This is a genomic window from Geminocystis sp. CENA526 (assembly GCF_050753365.1).
In the GTDB taxonomy this organism is placed as follows: Bacteria; Cyanobacteriota; Cyanobacteriia; order Cyanobacteriales; family Cyanobacteriaceae; genus Geminocystis.
Genome location: NZ_JBLZFY010000001.1, coordinates 137,203 through 154,399, shown reverse-complemented (window position 1 = coordinate 154,399; position 17,197 = coordinate 137,203). Strand labels below are relative to the sequence as shown.

The 17,197-nt window shown below is 34.3% G+C and carries 16 protein-coding genes and 1 pseudogene; 8 read left to right on the top strand and 9 right to left on the bottom strand.

All coding sequences use genetic code 11. The features are described 5' to 3' along the window. Positions 1-99: 99 nt before the first annotated feature. The 4 genes from ACN4EE_RS00725 to ACN4EE_RS00710 form a co-directional block, all read right to left on the bottom strand. Complete coding sequence (locus tag ACN4EE_RS00725; RefSeq protein ID WP_431704471.1) at positions 100-372, bottom strand: DUF2442 domain-containing protein; 273 nt, start codon at positions 370-372, stop codon at positions 100-102. An 83-nt stretch (positions 373-455) separates the two neighbouring features. Then, positions 456-599, bottom strand: coding sequence for a DUF4160 domain-containing protein (locus ACN4EE_RS00720; RefSeq protein WP_431704470.1), 144 nt, complete (start codon positions 597-599; stop codon positions 456-458). A gap of 235 nt (positions 600-834) precedes the next feature. Further along, positions 835-1,530: a DUF3226 domain-containing protein gene (locus ACN4EE_RS00715; protein WP_431704469.1), complete on the bottom strand. Its 696-nt coding sequence runs from the start codon at positions 1,528-1,530 to the stop codon at positions 835-837. Next, a complete protein-coding gene (locus tag ACN4EE_RS00710; RefSeq protein ID WP_431704468.1) occupies positions 1,523-2,701 on the bottom strand; it encodes an AAA family ATPase in 1,179 nt (392 codons plus the stop codon). Before ACN4EE_RS00710 ends, ACN4EE_RS00715 begins: the two co-directional genes overlap by 8 nt. 230 nt (positions 2,702-2,931) lie before the next feature. Here ACN4EE_RS00710 and ACN4EE_RS00705 point away from each other — a divergent pair. After that, a pseudogene (locus tag ACN4EE_RS00705) lies at positions 2,932-3,075 on the top strand (transposase); the annotation flags it as partial. 36 nt (positions 3,076-3,111) lie between these two features. Here the strand turns inward: ACN4EE_RS00705 and ACN4EE_RS00700 are convergent. Together ACN4EE_RS00700 and ACN4EE_RS00695 are read right to left on the bottom strand one after the other, a co-directional pair. After that, the gene (locus ACN4EE_RS00700; RefSeq protein ID WP_431704467.1) at positions 3,112-3,357 is read right to left on the bottom strand and encodes a DUF4926 domain-containing protein; all 246 of its coding nucleotides are present in this window, start codon (positions 3,355-3,357) and stop codon (positions 3,112-3,114) included. Between the two features lie 20 nt (positions 3,358-3,377). Beyond that, the gene (locus ACN4EE_RS00695) at positions 3,378-3,713 is read right to left on the bottom strand and encodes a DUF6883 domain-containing protein (protein ID WP_431704466.1); all 336 of its coding nucleotides are present in this window, start codon (positions 3,711-3,713) and stop codon (positions 3,378-3,380) included. A gap of 54 nt (positions 3,714-3,767) precedes the next feature. On the opposite strand from ACN4EE_RS00695, the gene ACN4EE_RS00690 reads away from it, so the two are divergent. Continuing rightward, on the top strand, positions 3,768-4,322 hold the full coding sequence (locus tag ACN4EE_RS00690) for a transposase (RefSeq protein WP_431704465.1): 555 nt from the start codon (positions 3,768-3,770) through the stop codon (positions 4,320-4,322). 119 nt (positions 4,323-4,441) lie between these two features. On the opposite strand, the gene ACN4EE_RS00685 is transcribed toward ACN4EE_RS00690, so the two are convergent. Together ACN4EE_RS00685 and gltB are read right to left on the bottom strand one after the other, a co-directional pair. Next, entirely contained in the window at positions 4,442-5,869 is a 1,428-nt protein-coding gene (locus tag ACN4EE_RS00685) for a GUN4 domain-containing protein (protein ID WP_431704464.1), read from the bottom strand. A 253-nt stretch (positions 5,870-6,122) separates the two neighbouring features. Further along, entirely contained in the window at positions 6,123-10,805 is a 4,683-nt protein-coding gene (gltB, locus tag ACN4EE_RS00680; protein ID WP_431704463.1) for a glutamate synthase large subunit, read from the bottom strand. Positions 10,806-11,169: 364 nt separating this feature from the next. On the opposite strand from gltB, the gene ACN4EE_RS00675 reads away from it, so the two are divergent. From ACN4EE_RS00675 to ACN4EE_RS00650, 6 genes are all read left to right on the top strand, one after another. Beyond that, the gene (locus ACN4EE_RS00675; protein ID WP_431704480.1) at positions 11,170-11,424 is read left to right on the top strand and encodes an element excision factor XisH family protein; all 255 of its coding nucleotides are present in this window, start codon (positions 11,170-11,172) and stop codon (positions 11,422-11,424) included. Continuing rightward, on the top strand, positions 11,412-11,726 hold the full coding sequence (locus tag ACN4EE_RS00670) for a XisI protein (RefSeq protein ID WP_431704462.1): 315 nt from the start codon (positions 11,412-11,414) through the stop codon (positions 11,724-11,726). Before ACN4EE_RS00675 ends, ACN4EE_RS00670 begins: the two co-directional genes overlap by 13 nt. A 71-nt stretch (positions 11,727-11,797) precedes the next feature. Continuing rightward, complete coding sequence (locus ACN4EE_RS00665; RefSeq protein WP_431704461.1) at positions 11,798-12,058, top strand: hypothetical protein; 261 nt, start codon at positions 11,798-11,800, stop codon at positions 12,056-12,058. A gap of 109 nt (positions 12,059-12,167) precedes the next feature. Further along, positions 12,168-12,587 (top strand): hypothetical protein, encoded by a 420-nt coding sequence (locus tag ACN4EE_RS00660; protein WP_431704460.1) that lies wholly within the window; start codon positions 12,168-12,170, stop codon positions 12,585-12,587. 122 nt (positions 12,588-12,709) lie between these two features. Further along, positions 12,710-13,360, top strand: a complete 651-nt coding sequence (locus tag ACN4EE_RS00655; RefSeq protein ID WP_431704459.1) for an L-threonylcarbamoyladenylate synthase — start codon at positions 12,710-12,712, stop codon at positions 13,358-13,360. Positions 13,361-13,526: 166 nt separating this feature from the next. Further along, positions 13,527-15,209, top strand: a complete 1,683-nt coding sequence (locus tag ACN4EE_RS00650; RefSeq protein ID WP_431704458.1) for a glycosyltransferase family 4 protein — start codon at positions 13,527-13,529, stop codon at positions 15,207-15,209. A gap of 101 nt (positions 15,210-15,310) precedes the next feature. On the opposite strand, the gene ureC is transcribed toward ACN4EE_RS00650, so the two are convergent. Beyond that, positions 15,311-17,071, bottom strand: a complete 1,761-nt coding sequence (ureC, locus tag ACN4EE_RS00645) for an urease subunit alpha (protein WP_431704457.1) — start codon at positions 17,069-17,071, stop codon at positions 15,311-15,313. Between the last annotated feature and the right edge of the window lie 126 nt (positions 17,072-17,197).

Genomic DNA, 17,197 nt, shown 5'->3' with positions numbered 1-17,197 from the left:
AAATTTAGGTGAGGGTGGGCAGAATATTATTCTGCCCCTACGGTGATATGCTTTGTAGGAGTTGAGCATTGTTCAACCCATCCCCATCAATTAACTAAATTACCTCCTTAAAGTAATATTTGCTTCATAATCAGGGGCTGTTGCACCTCGTAATAATCCTTCTACGCTTATATCTTCATCAATTTCTTCCCAATGAATACCATAACCACCACCACAAACTTGCCATTTTTGTAATTGTTGATGACTAGCATTAAATAACCGAGGATACCATACTAAAGGAGCTTTTATCGTACGTCCATCCATAACTTCTACAGCTAAATTATCATCTTCAATGATTACATTTTTGACTCTTATATCAGCTAAAATACTCATTTCAAGCCTCCAAAAAATTTGTTTGATTTGATTCTACAATAGACTGAATTTTTCTCAATTCTTTTCCAGAAAAACCCATATTTCTAGCTTAAAAAAATTGGAGATAACCAAAATTTTGCCGACAAATTATCTTTATCCACATGAATATGAGGTGGCTCATTTGGTTCATGACTATAAAAACGATAACCTTTATATCTTAAAACAGTTGGTATTTTAACATAAGTCACTTCTTTTCATAATTTATTTAACTCTATAATTTATATATTATATGATGTTCTTCGATCGATCCGTTTAAGGTATTATGATTGTAGTCAACAAGGTGCTTATTTCGTCACCATTTGCACCGAATATCGACAATGTTTATGGGGTGAAATTAAACATGATCAAATGTTATTAAATAATCTGGGTTCGCTGTATTAATCTATGCTTCTACTATTTTTTTCTATTAAAATAGCATTTATTTTACTCATTAACTTTTTCATTAAATAAAAATAAAAAATCTTTTAATTCCTGTAAATTTTTATCTTCAAAATTCCAAATATCTTTTTTATTAGTCATAACGTATTCAAAATTATTCATACTGCATTTTTTCCCCGCTTGTTTTCTTTCTTTATTAGAACAAGTATCATAACGAATGTAAATATTTACCCAAAATTTATCAAAATCTTTTTGTTTGATATTTCTACCTTGATTTTCTAAGCATTTTTGCCAATCTTCAAGACAATCTGCATGGGGTGAATCGTGAGATTTTATAGCTTTTAATACCGTTTCCAATTCTCCTTTACCTTCAACATTAGTGAAATAACAAGCTATTTTAATCTTATTACTAGGACTGGATACTTCAATAAATTCACTGATATTTTTTAATATATTTATATCCGAAAAAATTGAATTTAAACACTTATTAATAAATTCTATTCTCTCCTTTATTGTGTAATTATCAATATCGATAATAATACCTAACTTATCAATTGGTTTTTTCAAATTTCTAGCTTGTAAACTTTTTAGTTTTTCTATCAATATTTTTTCTGATAAACCATCTAAAGTTTCATATTCATTAACGATAATTTCTGTTTCGATTGGTAGATTGAGATAATTAATTAAAGCATCAAAAAAAATTCGATCGTTTTTGCTTTCAACAATAAGAATATTACTCACCTCTTAATCCTACTCCTCCCTCATGCTTTAAAGAATATTGCAAAACATCTAAATCTCTTTTTATACTCACAATTTGATTCGTTTTTTCATGTCTGGCTAATTCAAAATAAGCCCCTTCATTAGGATATTCTAACCCTACATCAGCAAAGGCTTTGATCATTTCTAAACTGTGAGTTGTGGCAAAAATTTGAATATCTAATTCCACTGCTAACTTAAATAAACTACGCCAAAATTCTCGTTGATTTTGATAATGAATACCATTTTCTATTTCATCAATTAAACACACACCATTTTTAGTATTAATTAACCTTAAAATAATATCTAAAACTCGATTAAAGCAATCACCAAATAGAGAAATTGGTAAAAAAGTTTCACCTTCCCTGCGTAAATAAATATCAGCTTCCCCTATGTTTAAACTTCTAATCTCTATAATAGAAGAATCTAATTTTTGCAAAATATTTAGTATTTCTTCTGATTTTTCGTTAAGTATTGCTAAATCAAAATATTGAGCTAATTCTCTACTGGAAATTTTGGGGAATGACGATGGGAAAAAAATAGGTATTTGTGTCAAAAATTGATCAATATATTGGCTATATTTTTGTTGATATTTTGTTCCACTTTTATATGAAATACCCCAAAGTGCTGGTTGATTAGGTCTTATTTCTAAATCGGAAGAATAACGTTTTATAATGGTATATTCTTTTTCTGTGTGCCAGTTATCATTACCTGACTTTGATTTAATAGTTAAAGTTGAATTACCAGTTAATTTTCTTCTAAAACTATCGTTAAAAAATTCAGTATTTGTATTGTTAAAATCAAACTCTAAATTAGATAAATTTTTTACCATTAGGGTATTATTTATCTGTAAAGAATCATGATGATCAATAAACTTTAAATAATCAGAAGTAATCTCAATTAATTGATTATTATTTCTATTAAAAAATAAATTATCCCAATATTTCTCACTAGGAGAATCAATATAAGATTCGTTTCTTAAGTGTTTTAAAAAAAGAAAACTTTGAGGAATTGGTAATATGCAACAATATAACGCTTCTAATAATGCGGTTTTTCCAGAATTATTTTTTCCACCAATTAAGTTTAATCTTTGAAAACCTTGTACTTTCGTCTCAGAAAAACAACGAAAATTTTTAATATCTAGTTTTATTAACATTGTTTTAATTAACTTTAAACAAAAACTTATATACTATATTAAACTATAATATTTTTTATTACTTGATTTAGGAATGGTGCGATCGCACTCTTTTGCCTTATTAATCCATGCTTTAATTACATCTAGTTATTTCATAATGACATTCTGTGCCTACAATATATAAATTGTAGGGGTTGAACAATGTTCAACCCATGATCACCTTATCATTTATTATCAATATAAGAGATATTATGATATTCTTCAAGCGTCGATCGATCCGTTTAAAGCATTATGATTATAGTCAACAAGGGGCTTATTTCGTCACCATTTGCACCGAATATCGACAATGTTTATGGGGTGAAATTAAACATGATCAAATGTTATTAAATAATCTGGAATTAAATTTTTATTTAAACATATATTATTTAATATTAAGATGCTAATAGTTCGATCGGTTCATAAATTAAAGGAATTAAATTTTCTTTAGTTACAGTTTCCATGGCGTAAGTAATACCATCTCGATCGACGAAATCAATTAAAAAAGCCTCCTGATTAAAATCCATTAAAACTGTTCCAACTTGCCCCCGACGTAATAAAATTTTCTTTAAAGTTTCTTTATGAATTACTTCAGTATCTTGAGTTAAAACGACTAAATCATATTCTTTAATTTTATTCATTTTTTTACCTCATTTATTGATTATTTATTAACAGGATAAACATTAGTTAAACGGGGGAAATTTTCTCCATGACGAACAATCCATGAACTTAAAATCCATGATTCACCATCATCTGTTTTTAAATAAAATTTAAGATCATAATGAATCCCAAAAGCATCTTCTTTATACAAAATTGCTTCTTCATTTTTTATCGCTTCCATTAAAGCATTTTCTAAAATTTTTTTGTTTGCTAAAGTTATTCCTAAACGTTTTTGAAAAATTAAGGCTTTATGTTTCCCTAAACTATGTTGTAAATTTAGAGAATAACGCTCTAATTTATCTCCTATTATAGCTTTTTGCGGATTTGATAATTTCATTAATGACCCATTATTTGTTTATTAATATAATAAATTATGATTCATGGAAAAAACATGAAATATAATATTAATTTTTTAAATCGTCGATCGATCCGTTTAAAACATTATGATTATAGTCAACAAGGAGCTTATTTCGTAACAATTTGCACCGAATATCGACAATGTTTATGGGGTGAAATTAAACATGATCAAATGTTATTAAATCATTTAGGTTCGATCGCACTTCAATGTTGGTTAGAAATTCCCTTACATTTTCCTTCTGTGGAGTTGGATGTATTTGTGATTATGCCCAATCATTTGCACGGTATTTTATGGATTAAAGAATCGGTAAATAAAGAAGAACAATATAATAAATTTCAGAAAGTGGTTAAAGGTTCAATTCCTAGTATAGTTCGATCGTTTAAAGGGGCAGTGACGAGAAAAATTAATCAAATATGTCAACAAAAAGGCACATCTTTAATATGGCAAAGAAACTATCATGAAAAGATAATTAAAGATGAAGAAATGCTAAATAATGTTAGAGAATATATCGTTAATAATCCTCGTAATTGGGAGAAAGATTCGGAATATTCATCATCAAAAAATATCATTATAGATTTACCTTTTTAATAACAATAATTTCGGTGGTAATAAGCGATAAATCTTGGTGGAGGTGAGCGATAAATTTGGGTGAGGTGGGCAGAACAATGTTCAACCCACCCCCATCAACTAATCCATGTGATACATCTTTATTTATCTGTTTTATCAATATTTTTTCCAAAAATAGGTAACAAATATTGTCTCACAATATATCCATGATGATCATTATATATGTCGAACCAAAATGCTGGTAAGTGTCCTTTTGGAGCTAATTTTAGATCAAAAACTAAGTCATCATATTCTTTCCAACCAAAAACACCTCCAAAAATTCCTGCTTCACCTCTCCATCCAACTTCTTGCCCAAAATTACCAATAGGATTCATCTTTAGAAACCCAGTTTTTGTTTTGTATATTTGCTTTTGAACTGTAAATCCAAATTTTCCTTTACTGGCGTTTGTCCAAATTGTATTTATTTTGTGCCAATCTTTATCAGGAATACTTTGTAAATTTTCAGTCATATTTTGAGTTAATATATCTAAAATAATTTTCCCAGTTTCTTGATCTGCTAATTTCCAATTTTGTTCCGATAAATAATCTTCTATTTTCTGATAATCAATCGGTTTATAATATGCTTGAAACTCCTGAATTAAACTGTCCTTCATATTTTCTTCAGAAGTTGCAATCTCAAGATATTCTTGAGTCTGTGGTAAGAAATCCTCTTTTAGCCATTTTGTCTCATTTAGTAAATTTTTGCCAGTTTCAGATTTATATTTATAAAATAAACAAGCGGCATAACCGATTCCATAAATCATGGCTGCTTTACCCGTAACTTTCACTGCTTTATTAAGTGCTGGATCAAATTTAAGCCAGTCTAAACCTATGTTCAGAGCTTGTTCTCCCATTGATGTAAGGGCAAAAATATTTAATGCTTCTAATTTTGCCTCTGGAGACTCAGGATCAGATCCATAAATAATAGCTATTTGGTAAATCATCTCTGCGGATAATTTAGCAAGAGAAGGTAAAGGTATATTTACTATATTTTGAAAAATCCGATTAAATGCTTCAATAATATCAGAGAAAAACTCAAAACCTGCAGCTTGTAATGACTTATGAAAAATTAATCGGTGAGCGATTTCATCTCGACTTAATTTACTTTTAATAGAACGGGTAATTAATCTATTTACTGATTTTTGTGATGATAAAAATTGAACATTACAGGCGGAGTCGGCAACAATATCGATTAATTGACTCCATGCTTTTTCATTTGATTTTGCTTTTAAATCAAGAAGTATGGGTGATTTATTAACTTCTTTTTTAATTTCTTTTAAGTAATTCTCTTTAATATTACCTATTTCTTCTAAACTGGGTTCTATTTCCTGTCCAGGTTCTATTGTTTCTGCGATTAAGTTAGATGCAGGAATCCAAATTCCATTTTGCCCTTTTTTTTGTTGAAAGCAAATTTTTTCATTATCGATAGATCTAGCAATTGCTAATATTCTACCTTCCATAACTTGATCATCTATCAATGCTTGAGTTGTTTTACCAAGTATATCTCGATCTAATTTTTCCGTCTTCATAAAATTTACTAATTTAATTTATTTAATGATTATCATAACAGTTTATTGCATCAAACTTAATACAAGTTTTATGGTGATGATGAGCGATAAATTTGGGTGAGGGTAGGCAGAATATTATTCTGCCCCTACGGTTATGTGCTTTGTAGGGGTTGAACAATGTTCAACCCAACCCCCATCAATTAATCAATTTAACCCTTCTTCTTCAATTAACTCTATTAACCCTTCTTCACCATAATCCTTAAGGAAGATCGAATTACACCGTTGTTAACTCTTTTTGAGTTTTAACTTCAGGGTTTTCTGCTTCCGAAGGCGGTACAACTTGCCAGAATTTCGGTACATAATTTGCCCAATTATCTAAGATTAATTGAGCTTTTTTACTACCTGTTTTTGCCCCATGATTGGTGATTAATTCTTTTAATTGTGCCTCACCCTCAGCAGTGCAAATACGCTGAATTTTGACGATTTCAGGGTTAACTTTTGCTTCAAAATTGCCCTCCTCATCTAAGAAATAACCTAAGCCTCCCGTCATACCTGCACCCACGTTACGCCCAACGCTTCCTAAGACAACGATTAAGCCTCCTGTCATATATTCGCAACAGTGATCTCCAGCACCTTCGATTACAGCAGTAGCTTTAGAGTTACGCACCCCAAAACGCTCTCCTGCCCGTCCATTGGCGTATAATTCACCACCCGTTGCACCGTATAAGCAAGTATTGCCTAAAATCACGTTATCCGAAGCCTCAAAAGTTGACTCAGTGGGAGGTACAATGACGATCGCACCTCCATTCATGCCTTTACCGACGTAGTCGTTAGCTTCCCCTTCGAGGTGAATATTCATCCCTTGAATGTTGAAAGCACCGAAACTTTGTCCTGCATAGCCTTTGAAATTGAGGTTTAATTGACCATTAAAGCCTAAATTACCGTGTTTTTTGGCGATAACTCCCGAAATTCTCGCCCCTACGGAACGATCGGTGTTAATAATCTTAATTTCTTTGGTAACATTACCATGAGATTCGATCGCACCCATGATGTCCGCATCTGCTAAAATTTCATCATCCAAAACATGACCGTTAGTATGAGTAACCCCATGATTTAACCAGTCACGGTTGGTTTTCGTGTCAGGAAGATTAGTTAAACAGTCGAGAATCAAGGCTTTGGTTTTGGTGAGTTTCACATCCTGACGATAGGTTAATAAGTCAGCACGTCCGATCACTTCATTTAAACTACGATAACCCAATTTAGCGAGAATCGATCGAACCTCCTCCGCTACAAAGTAGAAGAAATTAACCACATCCGCAGGTACACCAGAGAAACGTTGACGTAATCGCTCTTGTTGAGTCGCAACCCCCACAGGGCATTGATTTGTATGGCAAACACGAGCCATAATACAACCTTCTGCAATCATGGCAATGCTACCGAAACCGTATTCTTCAGCACCCATTAACGCCGCCATGACAATATCCCAACCTGTTTTTAAGCCACCGTCAGCACGGAGTAAGACTCGATCGCGCAGTTGATTTTCTAATAAAGTGCGATGTACTTCAGTTACTCCCAATTCCCAAGGGCAACCTGCGTGTTTAATAGAGCTTAAAGGTGATGCACCTGTACCACCATCATGTCCAGAAATTTGGATTACATCCGCATTGGCTTTGGCTACACCTGCAGCGATCGTACCGATACCGATTTCTGCTACTAATTTAACGGATACCTTAGCAGAGGGGTTAATCTGGTGTAAATCGTGGATTAATTGGGCTAAATCCTCAATGGAGTAGATGTCATGGTGAGGAGGAGGAGAAATTAAAGTTACTCCCGGTTTAGAAAGTCTTAGGGTAGCGATGTAATCACTAACTTTTTTACCCGGTAATTGCCCCCCTTCTCCCGGTTTTGCACCCTGTGCCATCTTGATTTCTAGCTGTTCACCACTCATTAAATACTCAGGAGTGACACCGAAACGACCTGAAGCAATCTGTTTGATAGCAGAAGCTGCACGATCGCCATTTTTCAAACCTTTTAAGATAGGGAAACGAGGGCTTTTACCTTCCTCATCCACATCATCAATGGGAGTATAACGGTTAGTATCTTCTCCTCCTTCTCCCGAATTGGACTTACCGCCGATGCGATTCATAGCGATAGCGAGGGTTTCGTGGGCTTCTTTACTCAATGCACCTAAAGACATACCCCCCGTACAAAAGCGTTTAACAATGCTCTCTACAGGCTCTACATCATCGATCGAGATAGCATTTCGATCGCTCTTAAACTCCAATAAATCTCTTAAAGCGGTGACAGGACGCTCTTGTAAATATTTACGATACCATTCATAATGATCATAACCTTCCTCAGTACCATAAGCTGATACTGCTTTATGTAAGGCTTTTGCCATTTCAGGGGAGTTCATGTGATATTCTCCACCCTTTTTATAGTTGACATAGCCGTAATTTTCGAGCTTTTTGCCTTGTAATTCAGGGAAGGCTTTTTGATGAAAAGAAACAACCTCGTTAGCCACTTCTGCAAGGTTTAAACCACCGACACGGCTAGTTGTGCCTTTGAATGCTAATTCCATGACATCTACACCCAATCCTATTGCCTCAAAAATCTGCGCACCATGATAGGAAGCCAAGAGGGAAATCCCCATTTTTGACAAAATTTTGAGTAATCCTGCCTCTACTGCTTTACGATAACGTTCTAAGGCTTCAGACTCGGTTATTTTCTCGATTTTCTCTGTTTCCATCAGTTTTTGAGTTTTGCTATCGTGCCACCAATGGGAAACAGATTCCAAAGCTAGGTAGGGGCAAACGGCGGAAGCACCAAAACCAATCAAACAAGCGAAGTGATGGGTACTCCAACATTGGGCAGTATCAGCAATTAAGGAGGTTTTGAGTCTCAATCCTTCTTTAATTAGGTGTTGATGCACTGCACCTATAGCGAGGAGAGGGGGAATATAAGTAGTTTCACTATCAATTCTCCCTTCTCCTGTGGGGCTACCCTCTCCTTTTAGGAGAGGGGCGGGGGGGTGAGGTATGGGGGTGAGGGCAACTCGATCGCTCAAAATGAGGATTTTATGCCCTTCTAATACCGCTTTAGTGGCATCTTGGCATAATTTGTCTAAGGCTACCTTTAAGCCGTTAGGTCCATCACTGAGAGGATATAATGTCGATAATTCATAAGTCTCAAAATCTTCTGCTTTGATTTTTGCTAACTCACCCCGTGACAAGACAGGAGATTCTAACCAAAAAGTATGGGCATTTTCGGGTTTGATATGGAGTAAATTACCTCTCTCTCCTAAGTGCATCTGTAAAGACATTACCAAACTTTCCCGTAAAGGATCAATAGGAGGATTGGTAACTTGAGCAAAACGCTGTTTAAAATAGTCATACAATAAACGAGGTTTATCGGATAACACCGCTAAAGGAATATCGTCACCCATGCAGAAAGTTGCCTCTTTACCATCCCTTGCCATGTCAGCGATAATTATTTCTACATCTTCGGCGGTGTAACCAAAGGCGGTTTGCTGTTGCAATAATTCCTGTTTTTCTTGTAAGGGTAAAGGAGTAATAGGTTGTTTCGGTAATTCTAAGCGATAATCTTTTAACCATTGCCCATAGGGTTTTTGAGAGGCAATTTGTTGTTTGATTTCCCAGTTTTTGAGGATTTTATTATGTTCTAAATCCACCACAATCATCTGACCGGGACCTAATTTGCCTTTTTCGATGATTTCTGATTCGTCTAAGTCAACAACTCCTGTTTCTGATCCTACTACCACATAACCATCTTTTGTGATAGCATAGCGCGCTGGACGTAAGCCATTTCGATCGAGACAAGCGCCCACAGTTTTACCTTCACTAAAAGCGAGTAAAGCAGGACCATCCCAAGGTTCTTTTAATCCGCTATAGTAGTTATAAAAGTCCACAATTTCGGGATATTTGTCTAATTCTGGCTGATTTTTATAGGCTTCAGGCACGAGAATCATCAAGGCTTCGGGAAGACTGCGACCTGTACGCACTAATAATTCTAAAGAACTATCAAGGTTGTAAGAGTCACTATTATTCATGTTGACAATGGGAGTTACACCGTCAAATTCTTCTTGACTCCAACCGGGTAATTCTAAATTTGCTTCCCTGACACTCATCCAGTTAATGTTACCGATGAGGGTATTAATTTCGCCATTATGCCCTAATACGCGCATGGGTTGTGCAAAAGGCCATTTTGGTACAGTGTTAGTACTAAAACGACGATGATACACCGCAAAACGGCTCTCATAAGCAGGGTTTTGTAAATCTAGGTAGAATTTTTCTAATACGTCTCCTTGTACTAATCCTTTATAGACGATCGTACGACAGGAGAAAGAACAAATATAGAAGTCATCGCTCAATTTTTTACCTACTCTCGATCGTGCTACATATAATCTTCGATCGAGTTCATCTCCTTTATAGTGAGTATCTCCCGAAGTAACGATAATTTGTTCGATGCGAGGTTGATTAGCTTTTGCTTGTTCTCCCAATACATCAGAATTTACAGGTACAGTACGCCATCCGAGGGTTTTTAAACTCTCCACTGCCACCATTTCTTCTACATACTTGCGCCCTTCTTGCGCTTCCTTTTCATCTTGGGGTAAAAATACCATACCCACACCCCACTCCTCAAAAGGAGGCATCTCAATATTATTTTCTGCAAACCACGTCTTAAAAATTTCTACGGGGATACCAGTCATAATACCAGAACCGTCCCCCGTTTCTCTGTCAGCACCACATCCGCCTCTGTGTTCCATACAGTGTAAGGCTTTGAGGGCTTGTTTTACCAATTTATGAGATTTGCGGTTATCTTGATAGGCGATAAAACCCACACCACAAGCGTCTCTTTCTTCCACTAACCAAGGTTGCCCTTGAAATGGTTGTAACTCACTATTAATAGAATTTATCATTATATCTTGACCTTGCATACTTAGATTCGTTATATTACTACCTATTGGTTATTCAGACTTAGTAACAAAAGATACATTAGCTTTGTCTATAACCGTTCGATCGTGATCCTCTCTATTATAAAGAATTGTTAAGTATTTTTTTAGATTCTCAATAATTATTTTCTGATGAAGAAATTAAACCTTTGTTAAATAATGCCCAGAAGAGATACTATTCACCCTATTGTCAAAAAAGCTATTATTAAATCAGGATGAGATATTACAGATGATCCTTATGTTATTTCCTATGGAGAAAGATTTTTATTTGTGGACTTAGGTGCTGAATAAGTAAGAACTTTGAAACAAGAAGTAGTGCAACAATTGGTGCTAAACAAGGAGAAAAAAGATCGTTATTGAAATTAAGGAATTTCGTAGCCCTTCTCCTATTGTTGATCTTGAACAAGCAATCGGTCAATATATACTTTATCAACTTTTACTAAAACAAGTTGATCCTCAAAGAGAAATTTATTTAGCAATTACTACTGAGGTTTATCAAGAAATATTTGATGAGGCTATAGGAAAATTAGTTATTAAAAAGTTAAATTTAAAATTAATTATTGTGGACTTACTAAAAGAGGAAATTCAGGAATGGATAAACTAATACAATATAGAGAAATTGTCAAAAATACAATCCTTAAATATGCACAATTAAAACCATCTCACGGAAATATTGAGTTGCATCCAGTGTTTGACGAAATTCGAGATCATTATGCTTTAATGCAAGTAGGTTGGGATAAAGATAAAAGAGTAAGAGGCAACATACTTTATCTAACTATTAAAAATCAAAAAGTTTATCTGGAATATGATGGTATTGAGCAAGGAATTAGTGATGATTTAATCAATCAAGGTATCGACAAAAGTGATTTAGTTATCGCATTTCTCCCGTTAGAAATCACTGTATAATTTCTTTTAACAATGTAATGAGACAAGATATTAAATTAAATACGAAAGAAAAATTTGGGAGGATTATTATTATGGATAATGTTACAAAAAATTATATCCCTACTCAAGAAGAATTAACAAGAATTAAAAATATAAAAGATGAAGATATTGATTTATCGGATGCACCTGAAACTGATATGGAGTTTTGGCAAAATGCCCAAAAAATTAGTAAAAAAAATGACCTAAATTTCGTTATATTAGATGCAGATATTGCTCAATATTTTCCTGATAACAAGTCTGTAAATGATGCCTTAAGATTGTTGATTAATGTAGCTCGATCGAGTCTAAAATAAGTTTTTGAATATTTAGATTAAATTAGGAAAACAAATAATTAGAGTCAGAGTTGTTCTGACTCTTCAAGGAAATATCTGCTTAATTCACATTAGATATTAACTATTAAATATGAAGATTTTATTTAGTTTAGATCGGGAAGAAAAAATTGATCCTAATGATGCTTTAGGAGATATTATAATTAGTAGCGATGATGGAGAAATATCTGTACGATCGACTTATTTAGATTCATGGTTTTCTGCTTTAATTGAAGGTTATGATAGTTTACAGAAAAACCAAAATATAAAAATAGATATAATTGAAGAACCTGAATCAATTACTTTTGAAAGGTTATTTAATAAATTTAAAATTAGTTATGGTAAACAACATATCACTTTTAAAAAAATTGAGGATTTTTATCAATGTTTGTCTATCACTATTAAGGATTTTATGCAACAATTTGAGCAAGAAAATATTAAGTTATCTAGTTATCCTTTATTTACTGAAATTTGTCATTTTCAAAACCATTTTAAAATCAAAGAGCTTATTTAATCTCAAATCGATCGTATAATTGTTAAGTTTTTTTTTAAATTCTCAATAATTATTTTTCGGTAGAGAAATTGAACAGATAACGGAAATTTCGTTATACAATTGTTTAAAAATAGCTAAACATCATGGCAACAATCTACGAATTAAACCCCGATAATCCACAACAACGAGATATTGAACAAATTACTCAAGCCTTAAAAAAAGGCGCTATTATGCTTTATCCCACTGATACCGTTTATGCTATCGGTTGCGATATGAATGTTAAATCAGCAGTGGAAAAAGTACGAATGTTGAAAAGACTGTCTAATGATAAACCTTTGACTTTTCTTTGTTCTTCACTATCGAAAATATCAGAATATGCCGTTGTTAGTGATGAAGCCTATCGTATCATGAAACGCTTGATACCGGGTCCTTATACTTTTCTTTTACCTACCACAAAATTAGTGCCTAAATTGGTCATGTCTCCCAAAAGAAAGACGACTGGAATACGAGTTCCCGATCAAAATGTCTGTCAGGCGTTACTTGAATCCCTTGATAATCCTATTATTTCCACTTCTGCCCATGTTATTGACGAAGATGGTGATTCTCCTTCCCTAGAGTGGGAAAAAGCAAGATTATTTGATGAATTTGAGAAACAAGTGGACATCATTATCGATGATTATACTGATCCGGGGGTACAGGTTTCAACCATTATTGATTTTTCTACTAATAACCCTTCGATCGTACGACAAGGTTTAGGATGGGAAGAATTACAGCAGTGGTTTAGTTTTACTTAGGATAAACTAGGAGGTATTTAAGTCGTCTGATTGAGAAAACTGATTTGGGTATAATTCAATGGTTATCGAGGAAAGTCGAGATGCACTATTCCCTTTTACAATCTAAATATCCAATTGATTTTGCCTACCTACTCATATTTATTAAAATCAATATTCATTTTCTTATATGATCAAAAAACAATCCATTACGGCTATGTATTACAAAGCCGAAGGATACAATACTCAAGGTGCTAGACTATTAGGCAGACAATCGGCAGGAGAAGGTTTTTTTAAGGCTTACGTTAAATCACATCAAGAAAAAACTTTTTATTGTTATAGTGATAGTGAAATAGAATATAAATCTTTTCAAGAATCAATTACTTCGATTTTACAAAAACCATCAATATTTCAATTTATTCCTCGAAATCAATCTTATCGATTAGCGGAAGCAGGAAATCTTTATATACCAGGTCCGAATTTAGGAGAATTTGCTTGGACAAGGAGATTTTATGACCAAAGAGGTTATAGTATATGTGGTATTACCCATACTATTGCCAATAAAGAAGCTGTTAATCACATCAGTAATTTATTAATTACGCCCATTCAGCCTTGGGATGCTCTCATCTGTACTTCTAATGCTGTCAAAAGAACTGTAGATAAAATATTTTACGACTGGAAAGAATATTTGGGACACAGATTCAACAGTAAGATAGATATAGAATTACAACTACCAATTATCCCTTTAGGAGTAGAAGCAGAAAAATTTATTCCTAATTCTGACTACAGAAAAAGTCTCAGAGAAGCATTAAATATTGACGAAGAAGATATAGTTGTTTTATTTTTAGGACGTTTAATCTTTTACGCAAAAGCCCATCCGGTGCCAATGTATTTAGCCTTAGAGAAAGCTGTAAAAAAAATTAATCATAAAGGCAAAATTCATTTGATTCAGTGTGGTTGGTTTGAGGATAAAAGAGAAGAAAAAGCCTTTCAAGAAAGTTGTAAATTATTTGCACCCTCTATAAATCATGTATTTTTAAATGGAAAACATCCTGAAATTCGTCAAAAAATTTGGTCTTGTGCAGATATTTTTATTTCCTTAGCTGATAATATTCAAGAAACCTTTGGTTTAACCCCTATTGAAGCGATGGCGGCGGGTTTACCTGTAATCGTTTCGGATTGGAATGGTTATCAAGAATCTGTGCGTCACGAGATAGATGGTTTTCGTATTTCTACCATGATTCCCCCTCAAAATAATAGCTTTGATTTAGCTTATAATTATCACCTTGATAATATTAACTATAGTACTTATATTGCTCATGCTTGTTTTTCTACGGTGATAGACATTGATGAGTGTGCCGAAGCGTTAGTTAAATTGATAGATAATCCTAATTTAAGGAGAAAAATGGGGGAAAATGGCAAACAAAGAGTTAAAGAGATTTATGATTGGCAAAATGTGATCAAATCCTATGATCAATTATGGGCTTCTTTAGCAGAAATTAGAAATCAAAAAGAAATGAGTGTGCCTGTTAATAAATCCATCCCCTTTCATCCTTTATCTAATGATCCTTTCAACTTATTTGGTCATTATAGCACTAACTATTTATTACCAGAAAATAGGTTAAAATTAAGCGAAATTTTTGATGACAATTATCTCAACAAAATTCGATCGACTTGGGCAACTAATTTAGGGGCTAATTATCGTTTAAACAATCAAATTATTGATAAAATTATCCAAGATTTAAAAAATCAAGGAAGTTTAAAAGTGTCTTATTTTTTAGCTGTTTACGGACAGGAAAACCCTGAAGTATTAATTAGAACATTACTATATTTATTAAAGTTTAATATTTTATCTTTAATCAAAGAAGATTGAATGAATATCTTTTTTAATTGATATTAAATATGGTTTGCTGAATAAGTTAGAAAGCTATTAAAATCAACAGTATAGATATTCTTGATGAGGTGATTTTTAAGCTAAAATAAGAAATAACGTTGTGCCATTGGCAATATATCCGCAGGTTCGCAGGTTAAAAGTTGTCCATCTGCCCTTACTTCATAGGTTTGAGCATCCACTTCCATAAAGGGTGCATAGTCATTTAACTTCATATCAGCTTTACTTAAATTACGGGTATTTGTCACCGCTACTGTGGGTTTTCTTAAGCCTAGTTTCCCTTTAATATCTAATTCTAAGGAAGCGTGAGACACAAATGTTAAACAAGTGGACGCGATCGAACCTCCAAAACTACCAAACATAGGCTGAGAATGACGAGGTTGAGGGGTAGGAATACTAGCGTTAGCGTCTCCCATTTGGGCATAGGCAATCATCCCTCCTTTAATTACTAATTCAGGTTTTACTCCAAAAAAGGCTGGTTTCCATAACACTAAATCCGCTAATTTACCCTCCTCGATCGAACCCACATGATCAGCGATACCATGGGTTATAGCAGGGTTAATGGTATATTTGGCAATGTAGCGTTTTGCCCGAAAATTATCATTAAGACTTCCCCCATTACTCAGGGGGGATTGAGGGGGGTTAAGACTTCCCCCATTATCAACGGGAGGTGATAAATGTCCTCTTTGTACCTTCATTTTGTGGGCAGTTTGCCAAGTACGAATAATGGTTTCTCCTACCCTTCCCATAGCTTGAGAATCAGAAGCAATCATACTAAAAGCACCTAAATCGTGCAAAATATCTTCGGCGGCGATGGTTTCACGGCGAATGCGAGACTCCGCAAAAGCGACATCTTCGGGAATACCTCGATCGAGATGATGACACACCATTAACATATCTAGGTGTTCTTCTAAGGTATTCATGGTATAAGGGCGAGTGGGATTTGTCGAGGAGGGTAAAACATTCATTTGCCCACATACCTTAATAATATCTGGTGCGTGACCACCTCCAGCCCCTTCGGTATGATAGGTATGGATAACCCTGTTTTTAAAAGCGTTGATGGTGTCTTCCACAAATCCCGCCTCATTTAAAGTATCGGTGTGAATGGCTACTTGCACATCGTATTTATCCGCAATAGTTAAACAAGTGTCGATACTCCAAGGAGTTGTACCCCAATCCTCATGGAGTTTTAACCCCATTACCCCTGCTTTGACTTGCTCAATTAACCCCTCTGGTTGGCTACTGTTACCCTTACCTAAAAAGCCCAAATTCATGGCAAAAGCGTCCGCAGATTCTAACATTCGGTAAATGTGCCATTCCCCTGGGGTGCAAGTAGTGGCGTTTGTGCCTGTAGCAGGTCCTGTACCACCACCAATCATAGTTGTAATTCCAGAAGCAAGGGCGGTTTCGATTTGTTGAGGGCAGATAAAATGAATATGGGTATCAATGCCTCCTGCCGTTAAAATCATTCCCTCTCCAGCGATAACTTCTGTGACTGCACCGATGATAATGTCCACATTAGGCTGAATTTCAGGGTTTCCAGCCTTACCAATCTTGAAAATTTTACCGTCTTTAATGCCAACATCGGCTTTCACAATACCCCACCAATCGAGAATTAAAGCATTAGTAATCACCGTATCTACTGCACCATCAGCCCTTGAAATACCAGACTGCCCCATACCATCTCGAATTACTTTACCCCCTCCGAATTTTACTTCCTCTCCATAAACGGTGTAATCTCTTTCTACCTCAATAATTAATTCTGTGTCTGCTAGTCTAACTCGATCGCCTACTGTCGCACCATAAGTTTCAGCATAGGCGCGTCTATCCATAAAATAACTCATAATCATCATCAATAATTGGCAATGAGTAATTATAGCAAAGGATCAAATAAGTAAAATGAAGACTCAAGAAAAAAGTAAGTAGGGTTTGCTGAATAAATCAGAAGACTATTAAAATCAACGCTTTGG